Raw genomic sequence first — 21,746 nt, 5'->3', positions numbered from 1 at the left:
CCCGGAACTGACGCTGAATGGCAGACAAGGACAGCGAGGGCCCACAGGCAGAGCGCGCGGCGGAGGCCGGGCTGGCGCTGGTCGCCCATGACCTGCGCACGCCACTCAACGCCATGCGCCTCACGGCCGAGATGATTGCCCAGGGTCCGCTGCAGGCCGATCAGCAGGAACGGCTTGGCGTGCTTCTGGATGCGATCGACGCGCTGACGGCCATGACCAGCGATCTGATCCAGCGCGGTCGCACCCGGCCGGCGACGGACCGAACCCTGCCCCGGGAAGACGCAAGACTGATCCTGCAAAGCGTGCATGACCTGTTTTCGGCCGTGGCCTCGCGCAAGCGTCTCGACCTGATCCTGACCCTGACCGAACAGCCCCTGCCGCTGGACGCCGGCACGGCTGTCGCCTTTCGGCGGATCACCAGCACGCTGGTCGACAACGCCCTGAAATACACCCAGCGCGGCCATGTCCGCCTGGATCTCGCGCCCTCCCCTCGGGGCACAGCGCTGCAACTCGCAGTCACCGATACCGGCCCCGGCATCGACGTTCTGGAGCGGTCGCGGTTGTTCCGTCCCTTCACGCGCGGCGCGGCGGGCCGCGCGGGCGGCAGTGGCGCCGGGCTGGGGCTGTGGGGTGCACGGGCGCTGGCGGCGGATGCAGGCGGACACCTCGACCTGCACACGGCCACGAGCGGCGGCTGCCGCTTCGAGGTCGGCCTGCCGCTGGCTCTTGATGGCCTGACCCCGGGACACCGGACTTCGGAAGCGGCGGTCGCCGCTCATGTGCTGATCGTCGATGACAACGACACCAACCGCAGGCTCCTGTCCGCCCTGCTGGAATCCTTCTCCATGACCAGCGACCAGGCTCCGAACGGGCCGATCGCCGTCGCCATGGCCGCGCGGACCGCCTATGACGCCGTGCTCATGGATCTGCACATGCCGGGGATGAGCGGCATCGAGACGGCGGAGGCCCTGCGCGACGGCCCGGACGGTCACCGCCTGCCGCTGATTGCCGTTACCGCCGCGCTGGAATCGGTCGGCGACCGCCGGCTGCGCCAGGCCGGGTTCCAGGAGGTGCTGGCGAAGCCCCTGTCGCCGGCGCATCTCTATCAGGCCCTCGACCTTGCCCGGGAGCGCCATCGACAGCGTCTGGCCGAAGCCAGCCTTGACGCCTGAGCCCGTCCGTCAGAACAGCTGTTCCGTCAATGCCTTGAGGGAACGAGCCGGCCGGGGCCGCCGGCCGGATCAACGGAGAGCCCGGATCAGGTGACGATGCGCAACGCCCATTCGACGGCATCTTCCAGCCGGTCGTTGCCCCAGTAGAGTTCTCCGTCCTCGGTCACGATGCTCGGCGCACCGAAGATGCCGAGCGTCTCGGCCTCCGCCACCGCCGCGCGCAGGCCGATCTTGACCTCGATGCTGTCGGCTTCCGCAAGGCAGGCCCTGGCATCGGCGCCGAGGTCGAGCAGCAGGCCCGCGAGCAGCGCCGGGTCGGAAATGTCCCGGCCCTCGCCGAATTCCGCCATGAAGACGGCCCGGACGAAGGCGCCGACCCACTCCGCGCGGCGGTTGGCATGGGCGATGCGGGCGGCAATCAGGCCGTTCTGCGGAAACGGGTCGGGCTGCACCAGCGGCAGGCCCGCCTCCTCGCACAGCCGTTCCATGTCCCGCCACATGTAGCGGCCCTTGGCGGGATAGAGGTTGAAGGGCGAGGTGGACCAGCCCTGACGGTTGAAGATCGGTCCGAGCAGGAACGGCCGCCAGTCCAGATCCAGGCCGCGATCACGGGCAACGGTTTCGATGCGCATGGCGGTCAGGTAGGAATAGGTCGAGCCGAAGTCGAACCAGAAGGAGAGCTTCGGACGTTGCAATGTCATGTGCACTCTCCCACATGCCGGACGGGGTCGCCGTGGCGGCGGATTTGAGCTAATGAAGCCCGATGTCTGACAGGATCCGGATTTACCGTGAAACCGCGCGCCGCGAAATGGTGCGCTTCGGCGGATGGGCGTTTCGCCATCCCGTCTACGCGACGCTGCTCTACATCGCAGTCGTCTCCTTGATTTTCCTGATCTTTCCGGGACTGGACCTGGCCGCGAGCGAGCTGTTCCATGATCCGTCGCTGGGCTTCTTTGCCCAGAGCGAGCCCTTCCTGCGGCAACTGCGCTACCTTGGTCCGCACATCGTGCAGGTGATCGCGATCGCCAGCGTGCTGGTGCTGCTGCTGAAGCTGCTGCTGCCGGCGCGGGCGCCGCTGCTGCCGCTCCGGATGCCGGTGTTCCTGCTGTCGACGCTGATCGTCGGGCCGGGGCTGGTGGTCAATGCGATCCTGAAGAACATGTGGGGCCGGCCGCGACCGGTGATGGTCGAGCAGTTCGGCGGCGACATGCCCTATGTTCCGGTCTGGCTGCCCAGCAACTGGTGCGAGACCAACTGCTCCTTCGTGTCCGGCGAGGGCTCGGCGAGCGTCTGGCTCCTGACACTGGCCTTCATCGCGCCGCGCGCCTGGCGCCCGGCAATCCTGGCGGTCACCGTGCCGCTGATCCTCGCGCTCTCGGCCAACCGGGTTGCCTTCGGCGGCCATTTCCTGTCCGATACCCTGCTGTCCTGGGGCGTCACTTTCCTCGTGATTCTCGCGGCTTACCACGTTCTGTACCGCAAGCCCGGCCGCTGGCTGACCGACGCGGGCCTGGACGAGGCGCTGACCCGTGGCGGCCGCGCCCTGCACCGGACCGTCGCCGGGCTCGCGACACGGATCACCGGACGGATCAGCACCTTCCTGACAATGTTCCGCTGACCGGCAGACGCTCAGACCGCGACGCCCAGCTCCGCCGCGACGCGTCGGGCTCCGCCCTCGACAAGGCGGAACACGGCCTCGAAACCGGACGGGCCACCGTAATAGGGATCGGGAACATCCTGCGGCGGCGTGTCGAGAAACAGGCGCAGCGTCGCCGTGGCCCCCGACGGCGCCATGCGACGCAAGTCCGACAAATTGCTGCCATCCATCGCCAGAATGAGGTCAAAACGGGAGAAATCCGCACCCACGACCTGACGCGCGCGCTGCCGGCTGATGTCGATGCCATGCCGCGCCGCAATCGCCACGGAGCGGGGGTCCGGGGCCTCGCCCTGATGCCAGGCTCCCGTCCCGGCCGAATCGATGACGAGCGGCTCACCGGCCCGATGGTGGCGGGTGAGGTGACGGAAGACCCCTTCGGCAAGGGGCGAGCGGCAGATGTTGCCAAGGCAGACAAAGAGCACGGCAGGCATGACGGTTCCCGGCTGTCGCAAACACGCTTGGCCGCTATACTCGACGGCAAGGACCCGGACTGGCAAGCCGCCAGCGGACCGACGCAAGACGAACGGCAGACGACAGGTCAGACACCAGGGGAGACAACGGATGGCAACGCGGCTGACGGACAACGAACGGGCAGCAGCCCTGGCGGAACTGACCGGCTGGAGCCTGGTCGAGGGCCGCGAGGCGATCACCCGGCGATTCGTCTTCGCCGACTTCACCGCAGCCTTCGGCTTCATGACCCGGGTGGCCCTGATGGCGGAGAAGATGGACCATCACCCGGAATGGACCAACGTCTACCGCACCGTCGACATCACGCTGGCAACGCATGACGCGGGCGGACTGACGGGGCTGGACGTGAAGCTGGCCCGCAAGGTCGACCGGGCCGCCACCGCAGCCGGCGCGGACTGAGGCCCACCGGTCCGGACAGCACGGGAGCGCCGCCACTCAGGAGGCGGCGCGCTTCTCGATGGTGAAGCGGATCAGCTCGCCGTCCCGGACCTGCGCGACGAGACGATGCCCGTCCTCGTTGCACATGTGCGGAATGTCGATGGCCGACATCGGATCGGTCGCCTCGACGACCAGACGGGCACCGGCCGCCTGCTGCCGGAGCGCCTGACGGGTCCGCAGGACGGGCAGTGGACATTTGAGACCGCGCAGGTCAAGGACAGGATCGGAGGCCATGTGCCTGTTCTGGGCGAGGACCCCGCGCCCGTCAAGCCATCCGGACCGACGACCGGACCAGGACGCCGCCCCGCAAGACGCAAGACCAGGGAGACAGCCCGCATGCCAAGCGACATCGACACCACAGACGCCCTCGACGTGCTCGAATTCTGGTGGCAGGCCGGGCCGGACAAGTGGTTCGCCCGCAGCGATGCCTTCGACGCCGAGATCAGCGACCGCTTCCTGACCCTGATGGAAGCCGCCCGCACCGGGCAGCTCGACGCCTGGGCAACGACGCCGCACGGCAGCCTGGCGCTGCTGCTGCTCACCGACCAGTTCCCGCGCAACGTCTATCGCAACGACCCCCGCGCCTTCGCCTCGGACGCCAAGGCCCGCGACCTGGCCGACCTGGCGCTGGCACAAGGCCATGACCGGGCGTTCCCGAAGGCCGTCCGGGTGTTCTTCTACCTGCCCTATGAACACGCGGAAGACATGGCGCTGCAGGAAAAGGCCGTGGACCTGTGCCGCCGCACCGGCGAGCACCTCTATTTCCATTACGCCCTGCTGCACATGGACGTGATCCGGCGGTTCGGCCGCTTCCCCCACCGCAATGCCGTCCTCGGCCGCCAGACGACCGAGGCGGAGGCTGCCTATCTGGCAGACGGCGGCTTCGCCGCCTGATCGGAAATTCCTGCCTCATTTTGAGGCACGCCCAAAACAGATTCAGATTCTGCCCTTTCATTGGGCAGAATCGTCCGACTGCCGCAAAAAACGGCAGAGACGCTGCGGAATTTATTGCAGCGCAGCACGGCGATGCTGCCCAACCCCCTGCTCTTCCCTGTCAAAATGGCCGGTTTCCGCTGTTTCGCGCCCCCTCCCGGCAAAGTGGCACGGTCCTTGTTTAAGAGATCGTGAAGCCGGCCCGACCCTGGGTGGCTGTCGAGAGGCAAAAGCCCGCTGACAGCCCCCGCCCCGGGCCCGGTGGCCAAGCCGCGCATCTGGCGCGGCCTACGAGGGGAAACGGGAAACGAGCATGAAAATCGTTATGGCCATCATCAAGCCGTTCAAGCTCGACGAGGTGCGCGACGCCCTCACGAGCATCGGCATCCAGGGTCTGACTGTCACCGAGGTCAAGGGCTACGGCCGCCAGAAGGGTCACACCGAGATCTACCGCGGCGCGGAATACGCCGTGAGCTTCCTGCCGAAGCTGAAGGTGGAGGTCGCGGTTGCCAGCGAGGCGGTCGACAAGGTCGTCGAGGCGATCTCGACCGCGGCCAAGACCGGCCAGATCGGTGACGGCAAGATCTTCGTCTACTCCATCGAACAGGCCGTGCGCATCCGCACGGGCGAGACGTCGAACGAGGCCCTGTGACCCGCGGCGGTCGCCCGGCGACCGCCCGACGTGGCTCGAGGCGGGGACGCCGGACGAGCCGAACCGGACCGAACCACGCAACGAACAATCTTCGAGAGGATGTCCATGAAGTACTTGAAGCCCCTTCTTGCAGCAGCGCCGGCGCTGGTGCTGATGGCCGGCGCGGCCATCGCACAGGACGCCGCCGCCCCCGTTCCTGACAAGGGCGACACGGCCTGGATGCTCGTGTCGACGATCCTCGTCATCCTGATGACCATCCCGGGCCTTGCCCTGTTCTACGGCGGTCTCGTCCGCGCGAAGAACATCCTGTCCGTGCTGATGCAGGTGTTCATCGGCTTCTCGATGATCTCGATCCTCTGGGTCGCCTTCGGCTACTCCCTCGCCTTCACCGGCGCGGCCACCTCCGAGGAAGTCGGCTTCCTCACCCCCTTCATCGGCGGCCTGTCCAAGGCCTTCCTGGCGGGCGTGGACGAGACCAAGGTGGTCGAGACCTTCTCCCAGGGCGTCGTCATTCCGGAAATCACCTTCGTGATCTTCCAGCTGACCTTCGCCGCCATCACCCCGGCCCTCATCATCGGCGCGACCGCGGAACGCATGAAGTTCTCGTCCACGCTGGTGTTCCTGGTGATCTGGTTCATCTTCTCCTACCTGCCGATGGCCCACATGGTCTGGTGGTGGGGCGGCCCGTCGGCCTACTCCGCACCGACCGGCTACCTGTTCGGCGTCGGCGCGATCGACTTTGCCGGCGGCACCGTGGTCCACATCAATGCCGGTATTGCCGGTCTGGTCGCAGCCATCATGGTCGGCCCGCGCGTCGGCTACGGCAAGGAGAACATGGCTCCGCACAACCTGGTCTGGACGCTGGTCGGCGCCTGCCTGCTGTGGGTCGGCTGGTTCGGCTTCAACGCCGGCTCCAACCTGGAAGCCAACGGCATTGCCGGTGAGGCGATCCTGAACACCATCGTCGCAACGGGTGCCGCCGCCATGGCCTGGTGCTTCGTCGAGTGGCTGACCCGTGGTCATGCCTCGGCCCTCGGCGCCGCGTCCGGTGCAGTCGCCGGCCTGGTCGCCGTCACCCCTGCGTCCGGCTTCGCCGGCCCCCTCGGCGCCATCGTCATCGGCATCGTCGCCGGCGTGGTCTGCCTCTGGGCCGTGGTCTGGCTGAAGGCCAAGCTGAAGTATGACGACAGCCTCGACGTCTTCGGCGTCCACGGCGTGGGCGGCATCGTCGGCGCGGTCCTGACCGGCATCTTCGCGGCCCCGGCCCTCGGCGGCAACGGCATCATGGACTACTCGGTCGTGCCGGCCGTGGTTGCGCCCTACGACATGGGCGGCCAGGTGTTCAAGCAGATCTGGGCGGTTCTGGTCTGCGTGATCTGGTCGGGCATCGTGTCCTTCGTCGCCCTGACGATCGTCAAGGCAACCATGGGCCTGCGCGTGACCGAGGCTGCCGAACGCGAAGGCCTCGACATCACCACCCACGGCGAGCGTGGCTACAACTGACGGGCATGGGGCGACCGGACGGTCGCCCCCCGCTCCCCTCCGGCAGCGGAGGACAGGATTTCATCTCCCAAGCGAATGGGTCGCTTGCGACCACACCTCACCAGCCCGGGGCCAACGCCCCGGGTCTTTTCTTGTCATGGGGCTAACGCCCCGGGTCTTTTTTGGACTTCGGGGCCACCGATCCGCGTCTTTTCCCGGTCCCGGGGCCAAGGACCCGGGCAGGAACAGACGTGTTTCGGGGACCTGGACCAATGCCCCGGGTCTGAAAAGCGAGGTACGGGCGAGGTACGGGCGAGGTTCGGGCAGGGTCTGGGCGGGGTCTGGGCGGGGTCCGGGCAGAAGACTGCAAGAGGACTGGGGGAGATTTGGGGACGGGTCTTGCACCAGGGCCTGACGGCACCGGCGGGCAGGCGTCAGAGGACGACGATGCCGGAGTGCTTGGCCTTGTGTTCCGGTTCCACGTGAATCGTCACCCGCGCACCGGGCATGGCCTTGCCGATCGCCTGTTCGATCCGGTCACAGATGTCATGGGCCGCCAGCACGGTCATGTCTCCCGGAACGACGAGATGGAAGTCCACGAAGGTCAGCTTGCCGGCAAGCCGGGTGCGCAGGTCATGCGCCTCGATTGCCCCCTCGCCATGCTCGGAAATGAGGCTGCGCAGACGCTCCTGCACATCGGCGGAGGCGGCCTCGTCCATCAGGCCGCTGACGGACTCCTTCATCAGCACCCAGCCGGACCACAGCACGTTGAGACCGACCAGCCCGGCCAGCACCGCATCGAACTGCTGCCAGCCGGTGAACCAGACCAGCGCGACACCCACCAGCACCGCCGCAGAAGTTGCCACATCGGTGAAGAGATGCCGGCCATCGGCCGCAAGCGCAGGCGAGCCGTTGCGACGACCGAAGCTGACCAGAACGAAAGCCCAGACGGCATTGATGACCCCGGCCAGGCCGTTCACCGCCAGACCCTGCCAGGTGTAATCGGCCGGAACCGGAGCCGTGTAGCCACGCCAGGCGGCCTCGAAGATGGACAGGGCTGCCAGCACGATCATCACGCCGACGAGAACCGCGGCGAAATACTCGGCCTTGTCATGGCCATAGGGGTGATTGGAATCCGCCGGCTTGGACGCAAACCACACCGCCACGAGCGCCGCCACCGACGAGGCCACGTTGACGATCGATTCAAGCGCGTCCGAATAGAGCGCGATGGACCCGGTCATGACATAGGCGAGGTATTTCAGCGCCAGCACGCCAAGTCCGACCAGGACACTGCCCAGGGCGATGCGCATCCGCAGGCTCATGGGTCCCCCTTGCAGGCTCCGCGAAAAGGATGGCGCATGTCGGACATGCGCCGGCTTGCCTTCCGGCGGGGACAGGCCTAGCAGCTTTCGGTGAAGAAACAAGAAGCGGCGACCGACAGGCCGGGATTACATCCCGTTATCCCACAGCATCCCGGCCGCGCCGATGATGCGCCCGTGACCTTCCTCGCCGCCGATCTGGACGAGCACGACGCAGCGCTCGCCCCCCTTCTTGCGCAGCTCGACGCGCGGCATGCGGAAGGTTTCCTGGCCACCGGACCACATGCCGACGGCCTGCAGGCGCCGAACCACGTTGGTGTAGACCATGGTGCGGCCGCTGTTCTCGCCGCGTTCGATGTGGATTTCCTCGCGCGGGCTGACCTGGAGGATCGACACCGTGGCCATGCGCGCGCCCTCGGGAAGGACGCCATCGACGCGGATTTCCAGCGCATCGGCAGTGTAGCCGAGCGTCACCCGGGCCGTGAGCGGACCGGCCCGCTCCAGCGCGTCCTGCACCGCCTTGCGGTCGGAGCCAATGACATGCTGCTCGCCGTTGATGACCATCTGCGGGGTGTAGACCGAGCGGTCGCCGCGACGGGTGGCATAGGAGCGCTGACGGTCGGAGTGATCGGTGGAGGCGAGCGTGTCCTTCCAGCCGAGGTAATCCCAGTAGTCCACGGGGACGGTGAGCGCCAGGATGCTGCGGTCGGTGGACAGTTCGGTCAGCAGCTCGTCGGCCGGCGGACAGGAGGAACAGCCCTGGCTGGTGAACAGCTCGACCACGCGGGTCGGTTCGGCCATCGCTGCGACGGGGAGCAGGCTTACCAGGACGGCGGCCATCACAGACCGGACAGGACCGGCAAGACCCGACACCAGATTAAACCCCGTAAGCGAGATCTTGCGCGGCGCGGCGATTTCCATGCGCTCGGCTCGTTGCATTGCTGTCTGATCCACTCAACCGCTGCCAGATACGAAATTACGGTTTTGCCGGCGTCTGTCCAGTCACGACGGGGTGAGACGGCCGTGTCCGGCAAACCACCCGGCTGTCTCAGCCGGGAGGAAGCGCGAAGACCCGCTCCAGCTGCGGCAGGAAGACATCGCGGTAGCTTTCCGGCGACAGGGGGCCGATGTACTTGAAGCGGATGATGCCGGCGCTGTCGAGGATGTAGGTTTCCGGCACGCCGTAGACGCCCCATTCGATGGCGGCACGGCCCGTGTCGTCGGCCCCGATGCGGTCATAGGGATTGCCGAGGCTGCCAAGGAAGCGGCGCGCGTTCTCGGGCTTGTCCTTGTAGTTGATGCCGATCAGCCGGACGCGCTCGTCCTTGCCGAGCTCCTCGAGCAGCGGATGTTCCTGGCGACAGGGCACGCACCAGGACGCGAAGACATTGACGACGGTGACGCCGCCCTTGAGATCCGCACCCGAGAAGCCGGGGACCGGCTGGCCGTCCCGGGTCAGCCCCTCCACCGGCGCCAGCGCCATCTCTGGCGCGGGCTTGTCAAGCAGGGCCGAGGGAAGCGTCGCGGGATCGCGTCCCAGCACCAGCTGGAACAGGAACAGCCCGGCCAGGGCGGCGAAGATCAGCAGCGGCAACAGCGCGAACAGCGGCAGCCGGCGGCGGGGCTTGGCCGGATCCGGCCCGGTCTCGGTGTCGGCACTCATGCGGGACCTCGTGCTTGCTGGGTCATCTGCACTTGCTGGGTCAGCGGGCTTGCTGCGTCAGCGGGGCGTGCCGGGGGTTGCGCCCCGGCGCGCCATGGGGCCTGCACCATCCCTGCCCGCGCCTCGCCCGGTTGCATGGGCCGGTTGCGTGGGTCCATCGGGCAGGATCGGATGCGCGGATCGGGCGGGCCACCCTAGCCGCGCGGATCGGGTGCGGCCGGGCTGCCTGTGGCCACGGTCGCTCCGCTGCCGGTGGCGGCTCCCGACCGGCGGGTGATGCCCTGGGCCTCCAGACCGGCGAGATCGGCGACCTGGCGCGCGTGGTCGAGGCGCACCCAGGCGATGAGCCCGATCACCACCGCAAGGCAGATCAGGTAGGACCAGATGATGAAAGCCGCATGCGGGCCGAGGTCGAGAAACGCGATCAGGTCCATCGGGTCACTCCGCAGCGGCAGATTGGGGGGCGGCCGTGGCCGTGGCAGGGCGGATGGCGGCGGCGCGCTGCCGCAGCGCCCGCACGCGGCGGCGCAGGATCTCGTTGCGCATCGCCATGAGGTGCAGGACCAGGAACAGCAGCGTGAAGGCCAGGGCCATCACCAGCAGCGGCCACAGGATGTCGGGATGGATCGTCGGCCCGTCGAGCCGCATGACGCTGGCCGGCTGGTGCAGCGTGTTCCACCAGTCGACGGAGAACTTGATGATCGGCAGGTTCAGCGCACCGACGAGGGTCAGCACCGCCGCGGCCTTGCCGGCCTTGATGGGGTCCTCCATCGTCCGCCACAGGGCCATCAGGCCGAGATACATGATGAAGAGCACGAGCACGGAGGTCAGGCGCGCGTCCCAGACCCAGTAGGTGCCCCACATCGGCTTGCCCCACAGGGAGCCGGTGATCAGCGACATGAAGGTGAAGGCGGCGCCCAGCGGTGCGGCCGCCTTGGCCGCCACGTCGGCGAGCGGATGCCGCCAGACCAGCGTGCCGAGGGACGCGATGGCCATGATCGAGTAGCACATCATGGCCAGCCAGGCGGAGGGCACGTGGATGTACATGATCCGCACCGTGTCGCCCTGCTGGTAATCCTCGGGCGCGACGAAGAAGCTCATGTAGAGCCCCACGGCAAAGGTCGCGGCGCACAGCGCCGTCAGCCACGGCAGCAGCCGGTGCGCCAGGGACAGGAAGCGGGTCGGGTTCGCCAGATCGATCAGTGCCATGTAACTGTTCTAGACTGGAAGCTGGCGCGCGTCCATCGGGGCGCGGTTCACTTCGTGAGAGGGCCCATGTTGCAGATCCGATGTAGGAAGGCCTTGTCCTGAATCAATTGCCCGGCCCGGGCAGACCCTCAATCTGCGGCAAAGCGCAGCGCCGCCGCCGACGCGGCCGGCCCGACCACGGCCGAGATCAGCGTCAGCGCGCAGAGGATCAGGAACGGCGTCAGGAAGGGCATCGGCTCGCTGATTGCCGCATCGGCGGCGCTGACGCCGAAGATGAGCACCGGAATGGCGAGCGGCACCACCAGCACCGCCAGCAGCAGCCCGCCGCGCCGCAGCGGCACGGTCAGCGCTGCCCCGATGGCGCCGATCAGCGTCAGCGCCGGCGTGCCGACCAGAAGCGTCAGCGTCACCGCGCCGATGGCGACCGGATCGAGGTTGAGGAAGACGGCCAGGACCGGCGCGGCGAGGACCAGCGGCAGGCCGGTGGCAAGCCAGTGCGCGAGGCACTTGGCGAGCACGACCAGCTCCAGCGGCCGGCCGGCCATCAGGATGAGGTCGAGCGCGCCATCGTCCCGGTCGGCCTGGAACAGCCGGTCGAGCCCGAGCAGCGTGGACAAGAGCGCACCGATCCACAGGATCGCCGGCCCGATGCGGGACAGGAGGTTGAGATCCGGCCCGATGCCGAAGGGCACCACGGTCACCACGGCAAGGAAGAACAGCACGCCGATCAGCGCCCCGCCGCCGACGCGGACGGCAAGCCTGAGCTCGCGCAGCACCAGGGACGAAAACCATCCGGTCATGAGCGCCCCTCCTCGACAGTGATGTTTTCCGCCTCGTCCCCAGCAATCGGGAAAGTGGGGGCCGCCAGATGCAGCACGCCGGCCGGCGACAGCGCCAGATCCGAATGGGTCGCGGTGATGATCAGGCCGCCGTCGGCAAGATGGCCGTTCATGAAGGCGAGAAGCTGCGCCTCCGAGGCGGTGTCGAGCGCCGAGGTCGGCTCGTCCATCAGCCACAGCGGCCGTGGCGACACGAACAGGCGGGCGAGCGCCAGCCGCCGCGTCTGCCCGGCCGACAGGTAGGCCGCAGGCAGGTCGGCCGTGTGGCCGATGCCGAGCCGGTCGAGGATCTCGCGCGGGGCCAGCGTCGCGCCGACGAAGCCCGGCAGCCGGACCGGCGCGGTGAAGTCGCGCCAGAACTCGAGATTTTCCAGGACCGTCAGCGCCCGCTTCACGGCGCTGTCGTGGCCGAAGTAATGCGCGTGCTCGGCGAGGCTGCGGTCCGCGTCGCCCCCCTCGAGCGCCAGCAGACCCTCCGAGGGCGGCACCAGCCCGGCCAGCGTGCGCAGCAGCGTCGACTTGCCGACGCCATTGGCCCCGGTGATGACCAGCGCCCGGCCGGCCGGCAGCACGAAGCCGAGGCCGGCGAAAACGCGTCGTCCGCCCCGGTCGACGGCAAGATGTTCGGCAATCAGCTTCAGGGGAGCGCTCCGCAGGTTTGTTCCATCCTTGTTAGGGGCGGCCCCGGACGATGGCAAGCAGCGAGTATTGCGTAGAGGGGACTGCGGCCTCGTTCAGCTGCCTTCACGCCCCTAGCCAGTCAGGCAAGCTGCGGTCCGTTTCTTGAACAAGGCGTTGCCGCCTCCCTGCCCCTCGCGGGGAGCTGAGAGGCAGAGCCGAAAACCCGCCATATGCATCCCCAAAACACCTGCGGCCGCCCGGAGGGGGCGGCCGCAGTCACGATCAGACTGTCATCCGGCTCAGAAGTGGATCGACCGGCCCGATGCAAGCGCGTCGCGCGGCGGGGCGAACTTGGTCAGGTCGATGCCCTCCACGGCGGCCTTGTACTCGTCGATGCTCGGGGTGCGGCCGAGGATGGCGGACAGCACCACGACCGGGGTCGAGGCGAGCAGCGATTCGCCCTTCTTCTCCGCGCTGTCTTCCACGACGCGGCCCTGGAACAGGCGGGTCGAGGTGGCCAGCACGGTGTCCCCCTTCTCGGCCTTTTCCTGGTTGCCCATGCAGAGGTTGCAGCCCGGGCGCTCGAGATAGAGGATGTTCTCGTACTCGGTGCGGGCCTTGTTCTTCGGCGCGTTGTCGTTGAACTCGAAGCCGGAGTACTTCTGCAGAACTTCCCAGTCGCCCTCTGCCTTCAGCTCGTCGATGATGTTGTAGGTCGGCGCGGCCACGACGAGCGGAGCCTTGAACTCGACCTTGCCATTGGCCTTCTCGAGGTTCTTCAGCATCTGCGCGACGATCTTCATGTCGCCCTTGTGCACCATGCACGAGCCGACGAAGCCGAGATCGACCTTCTTCTCGCCGCCGTAGTAGGACACCGGACGGATCGTGTCGTGCGTGTAGCGCTTGGACACATCCGGGTTGTTGACGTCCGGGTCGGCGATCATCGGCTCGTCGATCTGGTCGAGATCGACGACGACTTCGGCGAAGTACTTGGCGTTGGCATCCGGCGCCAGCGCCGGCTTCTCGCCGGAACGGATCTCGGCAATGCGGCGATCCGCCTTGGCGATCAGGCCCTTGAGCACGCCGGCCTCGTTGTCCATGCCCTTGTCGATCATCACCTGGATGCGCGACTTGGCCAGCTCCAGCGAGCCGATCAGGGTCTCGTCGTCGGAGATGCAGATGGAGGCCTTGGCCTTCATCTCGGCCGTCCAGTCGGTGAAGGTGAAGGCCTGGTCGGCCAGCAGCGTGCCGATGTGCACCTCGATGACGCGGCCCTGGAAGACGTTGTCGCCGAACTGCTTCAGCATCTGCGCCTGGGTGGCATGCACCACGTCACGGAAGTCGACATGGCCCTTCATCGTGCCCTTGAAGGTGACCTTCACGGAATCCGGGATCGGCATGGTGGCTTCGCCCGTGGCCAGAGCCAGCGCGACGGTGCCGGAGTCCGCACCGAAGGCAACGCCCTTGGACATGCGGGTGTGGCTGTCGCCGCCGATGATGATGTCCCAGTCATCCACGGTGATGTCGTTGAGCACCTTGTGGATCACGTCCGTCATGGAGTGATAGGCACCCTTCGGGTCACGCGCGGTGATCAGGCCGAACTTGTGCATGAAGCTCATCAGTTTCGGGATGTTGGCCTGCGCCTTGAGATCCCAGACCGACGCCGTGTGGCAGCCGGACTGATAGGCACCATCCACCAGCGGCGAGATGACCGTGGCGGCCATGGCCTCCAGTTCCTGCGCCGTCATCAGGCCGGTGGTGTCCTGCGAACCGACGATGTTGACGCGCACGCGCACGTCGGAACCGGCATGCAGCACCTTGCCCGGCGCGACGCCGACGGCATTGCGGTTGAAGATCTTCTCGACAGCCGTCAGGCCCTGGCCCGCATGCGAGACCTCGCGCGCCGGCGAGAACACGACCGGTGCCTCGATGCCGAGCGTCTCGGCAGCAAAGGTCTGCAGCTTCTTGCCGAAGACGATGGCGTAGGAGCCGCCAGCGCGCATCGATTCGACCTTCTGCGGACGGAACGAGGCGGCGACATCGGCCAGCTCCTCGCTGCCGTCTTCGTTCAGGAGCTTCTTCGTCCTGGTGTTGATGGTCAGCACCGTGCCGGTGTCGACCGAGTACTTCTGCACCAGGATCGGGTTGCCGGCGTTGTCGAGCACCGGATTGCCGTTCTCGTCCAGCTTCTTGACCCAGTTCTTCAGGTCAATGCCGATGCCGCCCGTCACGTCGACGGTGGTCAGGAAGATCGGCGAGATGCCGTTGGTGCCGGCAACGATCGGGGCGATGTTGACGAAAGGCACATAGGGGCTGGCCTGCTTGCCGGTCCACAGCGCCACGTTGTTGACGCCGGACATGCGCGACGAGCCGACGCCCATCGTGCCCTTCTCGGCGATCATCATGACGCGCTTGTCGGGATGCTGCGCCTGCAGGGCGCGGATCTCGGCCTGCGCTGCCTCGGAGATCATGCACTTGCCGTGCAGCTCGCGGTCGGAGCGGGAATGCGCCTGGTTGCCCGGCGACAGCAGGTCGGTGGAGATGTCGCCTTCGGCGGCAATGTAGGTCACGACCTTGATCTCTTCCTCAAGCTCCGGAAGCTTGGTGAAGAATTCGGCCTTGGCGTAGCTTTCCAGAATGTCGCGGGCGACCGGGTTGCCGGCATCATAGGCAGCCTTCAGGCGGTCGGTGTCGGCGGCATAGAGGAAGACCTGGGTCTTCAGCACGTCGCCCGCCTCGCGGGCAATGGCGGCATCCTCGCCCAGCGCCAGATCCAGCAGCACCTTGATCGACGGGCCGCCCTTCATGTGCGACAGCAGCTCGAAGGCGAAGGCGCGCGAGATCTCGGCAACGGTCTCGGTGCCGAGGATGATCTTCTTCAGGAACTCCGCCTTCTCGCCAGCCGCGGTCGTGGTGCCCGGGATGGTGTTGTAGATGAAGTACTTGAGGCAGTCGGCGCGGTGCTCGCTGCCGAGATCCTTGATGTGGGCGATCACTTCGCCCAGCAGCGCGGCGTCCTCGATGGGCTTGGGATGCAGGCCCTGGGTCTTCCGCGATTCGATCTCTTTCAGATAGTCGTTGTACAAGCTCATGATGGTCCTGGAGTCCTGCTTCTTGTTGAGGCCTGTCCTCCAGTCGCTTGTGTCTGGCGAGCCGAGGCAAGCTGGTTGGGCCTGATTTTAAGACCGTATACAGTCGTATGCAATATGGTTTCGACCTTTTGTCGTCGATCCTGCCCGAATGTTCCGGCCCTCAGCCGAATCGTGTCCGTATCGTGTCCGTTCCGGCGCATGCATCCCCAAATATCTGGCCAAAGCGTGACGGTGATGCGGTGAAACGGGTCAGGGAATGCGGCCCGGCGCGCCAGGGCACAGGGCCACCCGTCCAGACGGCTGCCACGAGCGGCTGTTCTGGCCGGAAAGCCGGAAATTGGCTATATGGACGGGACTGCCCCGGCGCAGGACCGGTCCGCCCCGAGGTCATGGAGATCCGGCGACCGGCCGCACGCACGGCAGCAGCAGGCGCAAGGCCCGACAAGAGGCCCGAATGGCCCGGCCACGGCCGGGAAACCAGAGATCGTCATCTGCCGGGCAGGCACACTCCCGACGTCGGCCCGGCCTTGAGAGGAGAGCGCACGTCGTGACCCAGTCCCTCGACAGCTTCAAGTGCAAGAAGACCCTTGAGGTCAATGGCAAGGCCTACACCTATTTCTCCATTCCCGATGCCGAACGGAACGGCCTTGCCGGCGTGTCCCGGCTGCCGGCGTCGCTGAAGGTGGTGCTGGAAAACCTGCTGCGCTTCGAGGACGGTCGCACCGTCACCGCCGACGACATCCGCGCCGTGGCGAAATGGCTGGAGACCCGGACCTCCGAGCACGAGATTTCCTATCGCCCGGCCCGCGTGTTGATGCAGGACTTTACCGGCGTGCCGGCCGTTGTGGATCTCGCTGCCATGCGCGATGCGGCCGTGAAGCTCGGCGGCGACCCGAAGAAGGTGAACCCGCTGGTGCCCGTCGATCTCGTCATCGACCACTCGGTGATGATCGACTATTTCGGCACGCGTGACGCCTTCACCCGCAACGTCGAGCTGGAGTACCAGCGCAACGGCGAGCGCTACGAGTTCCTGCGCTGGGGCCAGTCCGCCTTCGACAACTTCCGCGCCGTACCGCCCGGCACCGGCATCTGCCATCAGGTCAACCTGGAATACCTGGCCCAGACCGTCTGGACCAAGGACGAGAACGGCGAAACCGTCGCCTATCCCGACACGCTCGTCGGCACCGATTCGCACACCACGATGGTCAACGGCCTCGCCGTCCTTGGCTGGGGCGTCGGCGGCATCGAGGCGGAAGCCGCCATGCTTGGCCAGCCCATCTCGATGCTCATTCCGGAAGTCGTCGGCTTCAAGCTGACGGGCAAGCTGAACGAGGGCATCACCGCCACGGACCTGGTGCTGCGTGTCACCGAGATGCTGCGCAAGAAGGGCGTGGTCGGCAAGTTCGTCGAGTTCTTCGGCCCCGGCCTCGACACTCTCAGCCTGGAAGATGCGGCCACCATCGCCAACATGGCGCCGGAATATGGCGCGACCTGCGGTTTCTTCCCCGTGGACCGGGAGACGCTTGGCTATCTGAAGGCGACCGGCCGCGATCCGCAGCGCGTCGCCCTGGTCGAAGCCTATGCGAAGGCGCAGGGCATGTTCCGCGACGCCGCCACGCCGGAGCCGGTTTTCACCGACACGCTGGAACTGGACATCTCCACCGTCGTCCCGGCGCTCTCGGGCCCGAAGCGGCCGCAGGACCGGGTCAATCTGGATGCCGTTGCGGCCGGTTTTGCCAGGACCATGGCGGACGAGTTCAGGAAGGCGGAGGAGATGGGCCGGCGCGTCGCCGTCGAGGGCCGCACGCATGACCTCGGCCATGGCGACGTCGTCATCGCGGCCATCACCTCCTGCACAAACACCTCCAACCCGAGCGTGCTGATCGGCGCGGGGCTGGTCGCGCGCAACGCCCGCCGCAAGGGCCTCACCGTCAAGCCCTGGGTCAAGACCTCGCTGGCACCGGGCTCGCAGGTGGTGACGGATTACCTCGCCAAGGCCGGCCTGCAGGAGGATCTCGACGCGCTCGGCTTCAACCTCGCCGGCTATGGCTGCACCACCTGCATCGGCAACTCGGGACCGCTCGCGCCGGAACTGTCGAAGGCCATCTCCGACAATGACCTCGTCGTCGCCGCCGTTCTCTCCGGCAACCGCAACTTCGAGGGCCGCGTGAACCCGGATGTGCGCGCCAACTATCTGGCCTCGCCGCCGCTGGTGGTGGCCTATGCCATTGCCGGCAGCATGACCATCAATGTCGCCACCGATCCGCTTGGCACGGACCAGGACGGCAACCCGGTCTATCTGAAGGACATCTGGCCGACGACCGAGGAGATCACCCGGCTGATCCGGACCTCGATCACCGACGACATGTTCCGCGCCCGCTATTCGGACGTGTTCAAGGGGGATGCCCACTGGCAGGCGATCAAGGTCGAAGGCGGCATGACCTACAAGTGGCCGGCCGGCTCGACCTATGTGGCCAACCCGCCCTATTTCGAGGGCATGACCATGGAGCCGAAGCCGCTGACCGACATCGAGAACGCGGCCGTCATGGGCCTGTTCCTCGATTCGATCACCACCGACCACATCTCGCCGGCCGGCAACATCAAGGCGAGCAGCCCGGCTGGCAAGTACCTGGCCGACCATCAGGTGGCGGTGGCCGACTTCAACAGCTACGGCGCCCGCCGCGGCAACCATGAAGTCATGATGCGCGGCACCTTCGCCAACATCCGCATCAAGAACCAGATGGTGCCGGGCGTCGAGGGCGGCGTTACCCTGAAGGACGGCCAGCAGAAGTGGATCTATGACGCCTGCATGGAATACCAGGCCGAGGGCACGCCGCTGGTGATCTTCGCCGGCAAGGAATATGGCACCGGCTCCTCGCGCGACTGGGCGGCCAAGGGCACCAACCTGCTTGGTGTCCGCGCGGTCATCGCCCAGTCCTTCGAGCGCATCCACCGCTCCAACCTGGTCGGCATGGGCGTCATCCCGCTGACCTTCAAGGACGGCGAGAGCTGGCAGTCGCACGGCATCACCGGCACGGAGCGCGTGACCATCAGGGGCATCGCCGACATCACGCCGCGCCAGATGATGCCTGTCGACGTCACCCGCGCCGATGGCACGTCCTTCGTCATCGAGTGCCTCTGCCGGGTCGATACGCTGGACGAGCTGGAGTACATCCGCGCCGGCGGCATCCTGCACTACGTCCTGCGCAACCTCGTCCGCAGCTGAGCGCAAGCCGGAGGGGGCCGCCGCACGCGCGGCGGCCCTGATCCGTCAGAGGGGACGGGCGCGGCCGGAGACACCCCGGACGAACGGCAGCAGGGTGACGGACAGGCCGGCCAGCAGCACCCACCAGGCCGGCCGGATCAGGCCCGGGTCGCCCAGCTGCGCCGGGTCGAGGCTGGCCAGACTGACCCGCCAGGCCGGCAGGCCGGTGGCGAGCGCGTACCAGAGATGCTCGAGCCCGGCGGTGGCCAGCCCGGCAAGGAGCGCCAGCGCCGCAAGGACGGCCGGCCGCGTCAGCGACAGGCCGAGCCGGACCGCCAGACGATAGCCCATGAGCAGCAGGAACAGGCCCCCGGTCAGCGTCGCGGCAAAGACATCCGACTTGGCCTGCAGGTGGAAATGCACGAGGGCCAGCGCGGCGGCCACATGGACGAGACCGTGCAGCCGGTGCCAGCGCGGACCCAGGCGGCGGATCGCGCCATCGGTCGAGGTCGCGCCGAGGGCGACCAGCACGGCAAGGGCCGCGAACCCGAGGGTCAGATAGGGCCGCAGCAGGATCTCGCTCCCGACCTTGAGCAGGTCGAAATGCTCGCGCACGACATAGAGCAGCAGATGCGCGCCCGCATAGGCCAGGGCCGACAGCCCCAGCATCCGGCGCAGCCCCGCCAGCCGGTTCCAGCCGGTGATGCGCCGGAGCGGCGTGACCGCGAGCGTGACCAGCAGCAGCCACACGGCCCACTCGCCGCTGAGGAAGGTGAGCTGCCGGGCCGGATCGGGCCGCAGGCCGCCGGCAAGGAGCAGGCCGAGATACCAGGCCGCCGGTGCCAGCAGGGCCAGGAAGACGGCCAGACGCAGCCACGACAGGCGACCCTGGCGGTCGGTCCAGGGCAGCAGCGGCAGCAGGGGCGGACGGGCGGACAGCGGGGCGGCCATGGGGCGAACGGTCTCTCGGCAGGCCGGTGCGACGCAGGCCGCCCGGCAAACTCATGCATAGCCGAGTTACGGTCCGCGCGGTCGTCAGGTTTCATCAAGCCGCCGTGAGCACCCCGTGTCCGCAGACCCCGCACCGGACGCCCGCGATCAGCCAAGCCCGCCGGATCAAAAGGCCAGATCAGCAGGCCAGATAAGCCGGCCAGAACAGCAATTCAGGCCATGAGGTCCCGGGCAATGGCGGCAAAGACACGGGCGTAGATCTCTTCCACCGTCGCAGCCTCCGAGGGGCCGAGCCGGTGGAAGTGGCTGAGACCGGGCGCCGCGTTGAGCTCGAGGATGCGATAGCCTTCGGCCGAGGCGATGTCGGGCGCGATCAGGTCGAGACCGAAGAAGCGCAGGCCGATGGTCCGCCCGGCCTCGGCCGCGATCCGCACCAGGTCCGGGGCGATCCGGGCGGTGACGTCGCGCGCCGTGCCGCCGGAGGACAGGTTGGAATTGGGCAGCAGCGCCACCGCCTGCCCTGCCGGCGGCACGCTGTCGAGGTGCAGGCCGGCAGCGGCCAGATGGGTGAGGATGCGCGGATCGTCGGGCAGGATCTTGCGGCCCTTGCCGTCGGCGGCAAAGCGGGCGGTCTCCTGCTCGATGAGGTCGCGCAGGGTCTGCCGGCCATCGCCCGTGACGCGGAACGGCCAGCGTTCAAAGACGGCAAGACAGGCCCCGTCCAGCATCAGGATGCGGTAGTCGCGCCCCTGCGCCTCTTCCTGAAGCAGCAGGCGGTCATAGGCCGGACCCAGCTGGTCGAGCGCGGCGGACAGCTGGAGCGCATCGGCGGCACGCAGGACCCCCCGCCCCTCGGACTCCTCGTTGGGCTTGAGGAAGACCGGATAGCCGACCGACGCCGCAAAGGCCAGCGCCTCCGCCGGGCCCGACAGACGGGCCGCGACGGCCGGGTTCTTGATGCGGATGTCGGCGAGATAGCGCGGCGTCGAGATGAGGAGGCTGCGGGGCACCTGCAGCCCGGCGCCGGCGAGAAAGGACGTGCTGTAGCCCTTGTCGCGGGCAATCGCGGAGGCCCCTGCCCCGTTGAGATCGAAGCCCGCCCCCTTGAAGAAATGGCGCCGGCCGTTGCCGGCCTCGATGTAACCGGCGTAGCCGAAGTCCGGTTCCGCCACCACGGCAAGCCCGTTGGCCGCACAGAAGCGCCGGAGCAGCCCGAGCGCCAGCGGCTCGCGACGGCCCGCCGTCACGGGAGCGGCGGAGGGAGAAAGACCGGCGGCAGCCGGGCCGGAAGCGGCGGATCCGGTCATGGCAGCGCCGGCCCGTCGCGTCAGTTCGGGCTGTTCTGGCGCGCGTTGGCCAGATAGTCGATCACGAACAGCTTCGGGTTGGAGGGCCCGTTGGCCGTGATGTTGTAGATCGCCACGGACGTGTCGAGCCCCTGGGCGTCGGTTACGGTCCACTGCTTCAGGTCGAAGGTCTGGGCGTCGAAGATGAGGGTCAGCTTGCCGGAGTTGAAGGTAGTGCGGTCCTCGACGACAACGGTCACGAGATCGCTTTCCACCACCACGCCGACCACATTGGCATCCTTGGTCAGGTCGATCTGCTCGGCGAGCAGGAACCGCAGCGGCGTCTCGTTCAGCGGCCAGATGTCCTGCGTTGCCAGCTTGCGGTCCTTCACCGACACCGACTTGCCGTCGGCGATGATGTCGAGCTGGACGGGAGGATTGTAGTAGAAGCGGATCTTGCCCGGACGCTCGAGGAAGAACTTGCCCTCGACCTGATCTCCCTCCGGGCCGAACTGCACGAACTCGCCGTGCATGGTGCGGACCGAATTGAAGTAGGTGTTGATCTCGTTGAGCGTTTCCTGCTCGGTCGGCGTCAGCTGGGCGGCCGGGGTGCCGGCTGCCTGGACGGGCGCGGGAACGGCAAGGGCGGTCGCAACGGCCAGCACCAGGGCAGCGAGCGGGACAGCCAGCGGGGCCACGATCCGGTCGGCGATGCGGGTGCGCAGGCGAGGCAAACGGGGGTACGTCATGATCTGGCGC

Annotated in this window: 21 protein-coding genes; 7 read left to right on the top strand and 14 right to left on the bottom strand. The window is 67.4% G+C overall.

Annotation, left to right across the window (positions count from 1 at the left end):
• The first annotated feature begins 17 nt into the window (after positions 1-17).
• Positions 18-1,172 carry a hybrid sensor histidine kinase/response regulator gene (locus tag GWI72_RS18535; protein ID WP_161677492.1) on the top strand — a complete coding sequence of 385 codons (1,155 nt, stop codon included), beginning with the start codon at positions 18-20 and terminating at the stop codon, positions 1,170-1,172.
• A gap of 86 nt (positions 1,173-1,258) precedes the next feature.
• Here GWI72_RS18535 and GWI72_RS18530 read toward each other — a convergent pair whose 3' ends face one another.
• On the bottom strand, positions 1,259-1,873 hold the full coding sequence (locus GWI72_RS18530) for a 2-hydroxychromene-2-carboxylate isomerase (protein WP_161677493.1): 615 nt from the start codon (positions 1,871-1,873) through the stop codon (positions 1,259-1,261).
• Positions 1,874-1,935: 62 nt separating this feature from the next.
• Here GWI72_RS18530 and GWI72_RS18525 point away from each other — a divergent pair, with 62 nt between their 5' ends.
• Entirely contained in the window at positions 1,936-2,790 is an 855-nt protein-coding gene (locus tag GWI72_RS18525; protein ID WP_161709590.1) for a phosphatase PAP2 family protein, read from the top strand.
• An 11-nt stretch (positions 2,791-2,801) separates the two neighbouring features.
• Here the strand turns inward: GWI72_RS18525 and GWI72_RS18520 are convergent, their stop codons facing one another.
• On the bottom strand, positions 2,802-3,260 hold the full coding sequence (locus tag GWI72_RS18520) for a low molecular weight protein-tyrosine-phosphatase (RefSeq protein WP_161709589.1): 459 nt from the start codon (positions 3,258-3,260) through the stop codon (positions 2,802-2,804).
• Between GWI72_RS18520 and GWI72_RS18515 the strand changes: the two genes are divergently transcribed.
• Positions 3,226-3,696, top strand: a complete 471-nt coding sequence (locus tag GWI72_RS18515; RefSeq protein WP_348272719.1) for a 4a-hydroxytetrahydrobiopterin dehydratase — start codon at positions 3,226-3,228, stop codon at positions 3,694-3,696. The two genes, GWI72_RS18520 and GWI72_RS18515, sit on opposite strands and share 35 nt — an antisense overlap.
• A 36-nt stretch (positions 3,697-3,732) precedes the next feature.
• Here GWI72_RS18515 and GWI72_RS18510 read toward each other — a convergent pair whose 3' ends face one another.
• Positions 3,733-3,969 carry a sulfurtransferase TusA family protein gene (locus GWI72_RS18510; RefSeq protein ID WP_161709587.1) on the bottom strand — a complete coding sequence of 79 codons (237 nt, stop codon included), beginning with the start codon at positions 3,967-3,969 and terminating at the stop codon, positions 3,733-3,735.
• Positions 3,970-4,071: 102 nt separating this feature from the next.
• On the opposite strand from GWI72_RS18510, the gene GWI72_RS18505 reads away from it, so the two are divergent.
• The 3 genes from GWI72_RS18505 (at position 4,072) to GWI72_RS18495 (ending at position 6,823) form a co-directional block, all read left to right on the top strand.
• The gene (locus GWI72_RS18505; protein ID WP_161709586.1) at positions 4,072-4,629 is read left to right on the top strand and encodes a DUF924 family protein; all 558 of its coding nucleotides are present in this window, start codon (positions 4,072-4,074) and stop codon (positions 4,627-4,629) included.
• Between the two features lie 352 nt (positions 4,630-4,981).
• Complete coding sequence (locus GWI72_RS18500; RefSeq protein WP_161677499.1) at positions 4,982-5,320, top strand: P-II family nitrogen regulator; 339 nt, start codon at positions 4,982-4,984, stop codon at positions 5,318-5,320.
• Between the two features lie 105 nt (positions 5,321-5,425).
• Complete coding sequence (locus GWI72_RS18495) at positions 5,426-6,823, top strand: ammonium transporter (RefSeq protein WP_161677500.1); 1,398 nt, start codon at positions 5,426-5,428, stop codon at positions 6,821-6,823.
• A gap of 413 nt (positions 6,824-7,236) precedes the next feature.
• Here the strand turns inward: GWI72_RS18495 and GWI72_RS18490 are convergent, their stop codons facing one another.
• The 8 genes from GWI72_RS18490 to GWI72_RS18455 all read right to left on the bottom strand — a co-directional run bounded on the left by GWI72_RS18490 (position 7,237) and on the right by GWI72_RS18455 (position 15,545).
• Positions 7,237-8,124, bottom strand: a complete 888-nt coding sequence (locus GWI72_RS18490; protein WP_161677501.1) for a cation diffusion facilitator family transporter — start codon at positions 8,122-8,124, stop codon at positions 7,237-7,239.
• A 126-nt stretch (positions 8,125-8,250) separates the two neighbouring features.
• A complete protein-coding gene (locus GWI72_RS18485; protein WP_209000179.1) occupies positions 8,251-9,060 on the bottom strand; it encodes a DUF1223 domain-containing protein in 810 nt (269 codons plus the stop codon).
• Positions 9,061-9,169: 109 nt separating this feature from the next.
• Complete coding sequence (locus GWI72_RS18480) at positions 9,170-9,784, bottom strand: DsbE family thiol:disulfide interchange protein (protein ID WP_161677502.1); 615 nt, start codon at positions 9,782-9,784, stop codon at positions 9,170-9,172.
• 194 nt (positions 9,785-9,978) lie between these two features.
• Positions 9,979-10,218, bottom strand: a complete 240-nt coding sequence (gene ccmD, locus GWI72_RS18475) for a heme exporter protein CcmD (protein WP_161709585.1) — start codon at positions 10,216-10,218, stop codon at positions 9,979-9,981.
• Positions 10,219-10,222: 4 nt separating this feature from the next.
• Positions 10,223-10,993, bottom strand: a complete 771-nt coding sequence (locus GWI72_RS18470; protein WP_161677504.1) for a heme ABC transporter permease — start codon at positions 10,991-10,993, stop codon at positions 10,223-10,225.
• A 128-nt stretch (positions 10,994-11,121) separates the two neighbouring features.
• A complete protein-coding gene (gene ccmB, locus GWI72_RS18465) occupies positions 11,122-11,793 on the bottom strand; it encodes a heme exporter protein CcmB (protein WP_161677505.1) in 672 nt (223 codons plus the stop codon).
• Positions 11,790-12,473, bottom strand: coding sequence for a heme ABC exporter ATP-binding protein CcmA (gene ccmA, locus GWI72_RS18460; RefSeq protein WP_161709607.1), 684 nt, complete (start codon positions 12,471-12,473; stop codon positions 11,790-11,792). The genes ccmB and ccmA overlap by 4 nt, the downstream gene beginning before the upstream one ends.
• A gap of 279 nt (positions 12,474-12,752) precedes the next feature.
• Complete coding sequence (locus GWI72_RS18455) at positions 12,753-15,545, bottom strand: bifunctional aconitate hydratase 2/2-methylisocitrate dehydratase (protein WP_161709584.1); 2,793 nt, start codon at positions 15,543-15,545, stop codon at positions 12,753-12,755.
• 547 nt (positions 15,546-16,092) lie between these two features.
• Between GWI72_RS18455 and acnA the strand changes: the two genes are divergently transcribed.
• On the top strand, positions 16,093-18,771 hold the full coding sequence (gene acnA / locus GWI72_RS18450; RefSeq protein ID WP_161709583.1) for an aconitate hydratase AcnA: 2,679 nt from the start codon (positions 16,093-16,095) through the stop codon (positions 18,769-18,771).
• A 45-nt stretch (positions 18,772-18,816) separates the two neighbouring features.
• Here the strand turns inward: acnA and GWI72_RS18445 are convergent, their stop codons facing one another.
• From GWI72_RS18445 to GWI72_RS18435, 3 genes are all read right to left on the bottom strand, one after another.
• Complete coding sequence (locus GWI72_RS18445) at positions 18,817-19,701, bottom strand: protein-methionine-sulfoxide reductase heme-binding subunit MsrQ (protein WP_161709582.1); 885 nt, start codon at positions 19,699-19,701, stop codon at positions 18,817-18,819.
• 212 nt (positions 19,702-19,913) lie between these two features.
• The gene (locus tag GWI72_RS18440; protein ID WP_179956230.1) at positions 19,914-21,008 is read right to left on the bottom strand and encodes an ATP-dependent carboxylate-amine ligase; all 1,095 of its coding nucleotides are present in this window, start codon (positions 21,006-21,008) and stop codon (positions 19,914-19,916) included.
• A 20-nt stretch (positions 21,009-21,028) separates the two neighbouring features.
• Positions 21,029-21,736: a LolA family protein gene (locus tag GWI72_RS18435; RefSeq protein ID WP_161677509.1), complete on the bottom strand. Its 708-nt coding sequence runs from the start codon at positions 21,734-21,736 to the stop codon at positions 21,029-21,031.
• Between the last annotated feature and the right edge of the window lie 10 nt (positions 21,737-21,746).

The organism is Pannonibacter sp. XCT-53 (genome assembly GCF_009915765.1).
In the GTDB taxonomy this organism is placed as follows: domain Bacteria; phylum Pseudomonadota; class Alphaproteobacteria; order Rhizobiales; family Stappiaceae; genus Pannonibacter; species Pannonibacter tanglangensis.
This window is presented reverse-complemented; position numbering and strand designations above follow the sequence as displayed.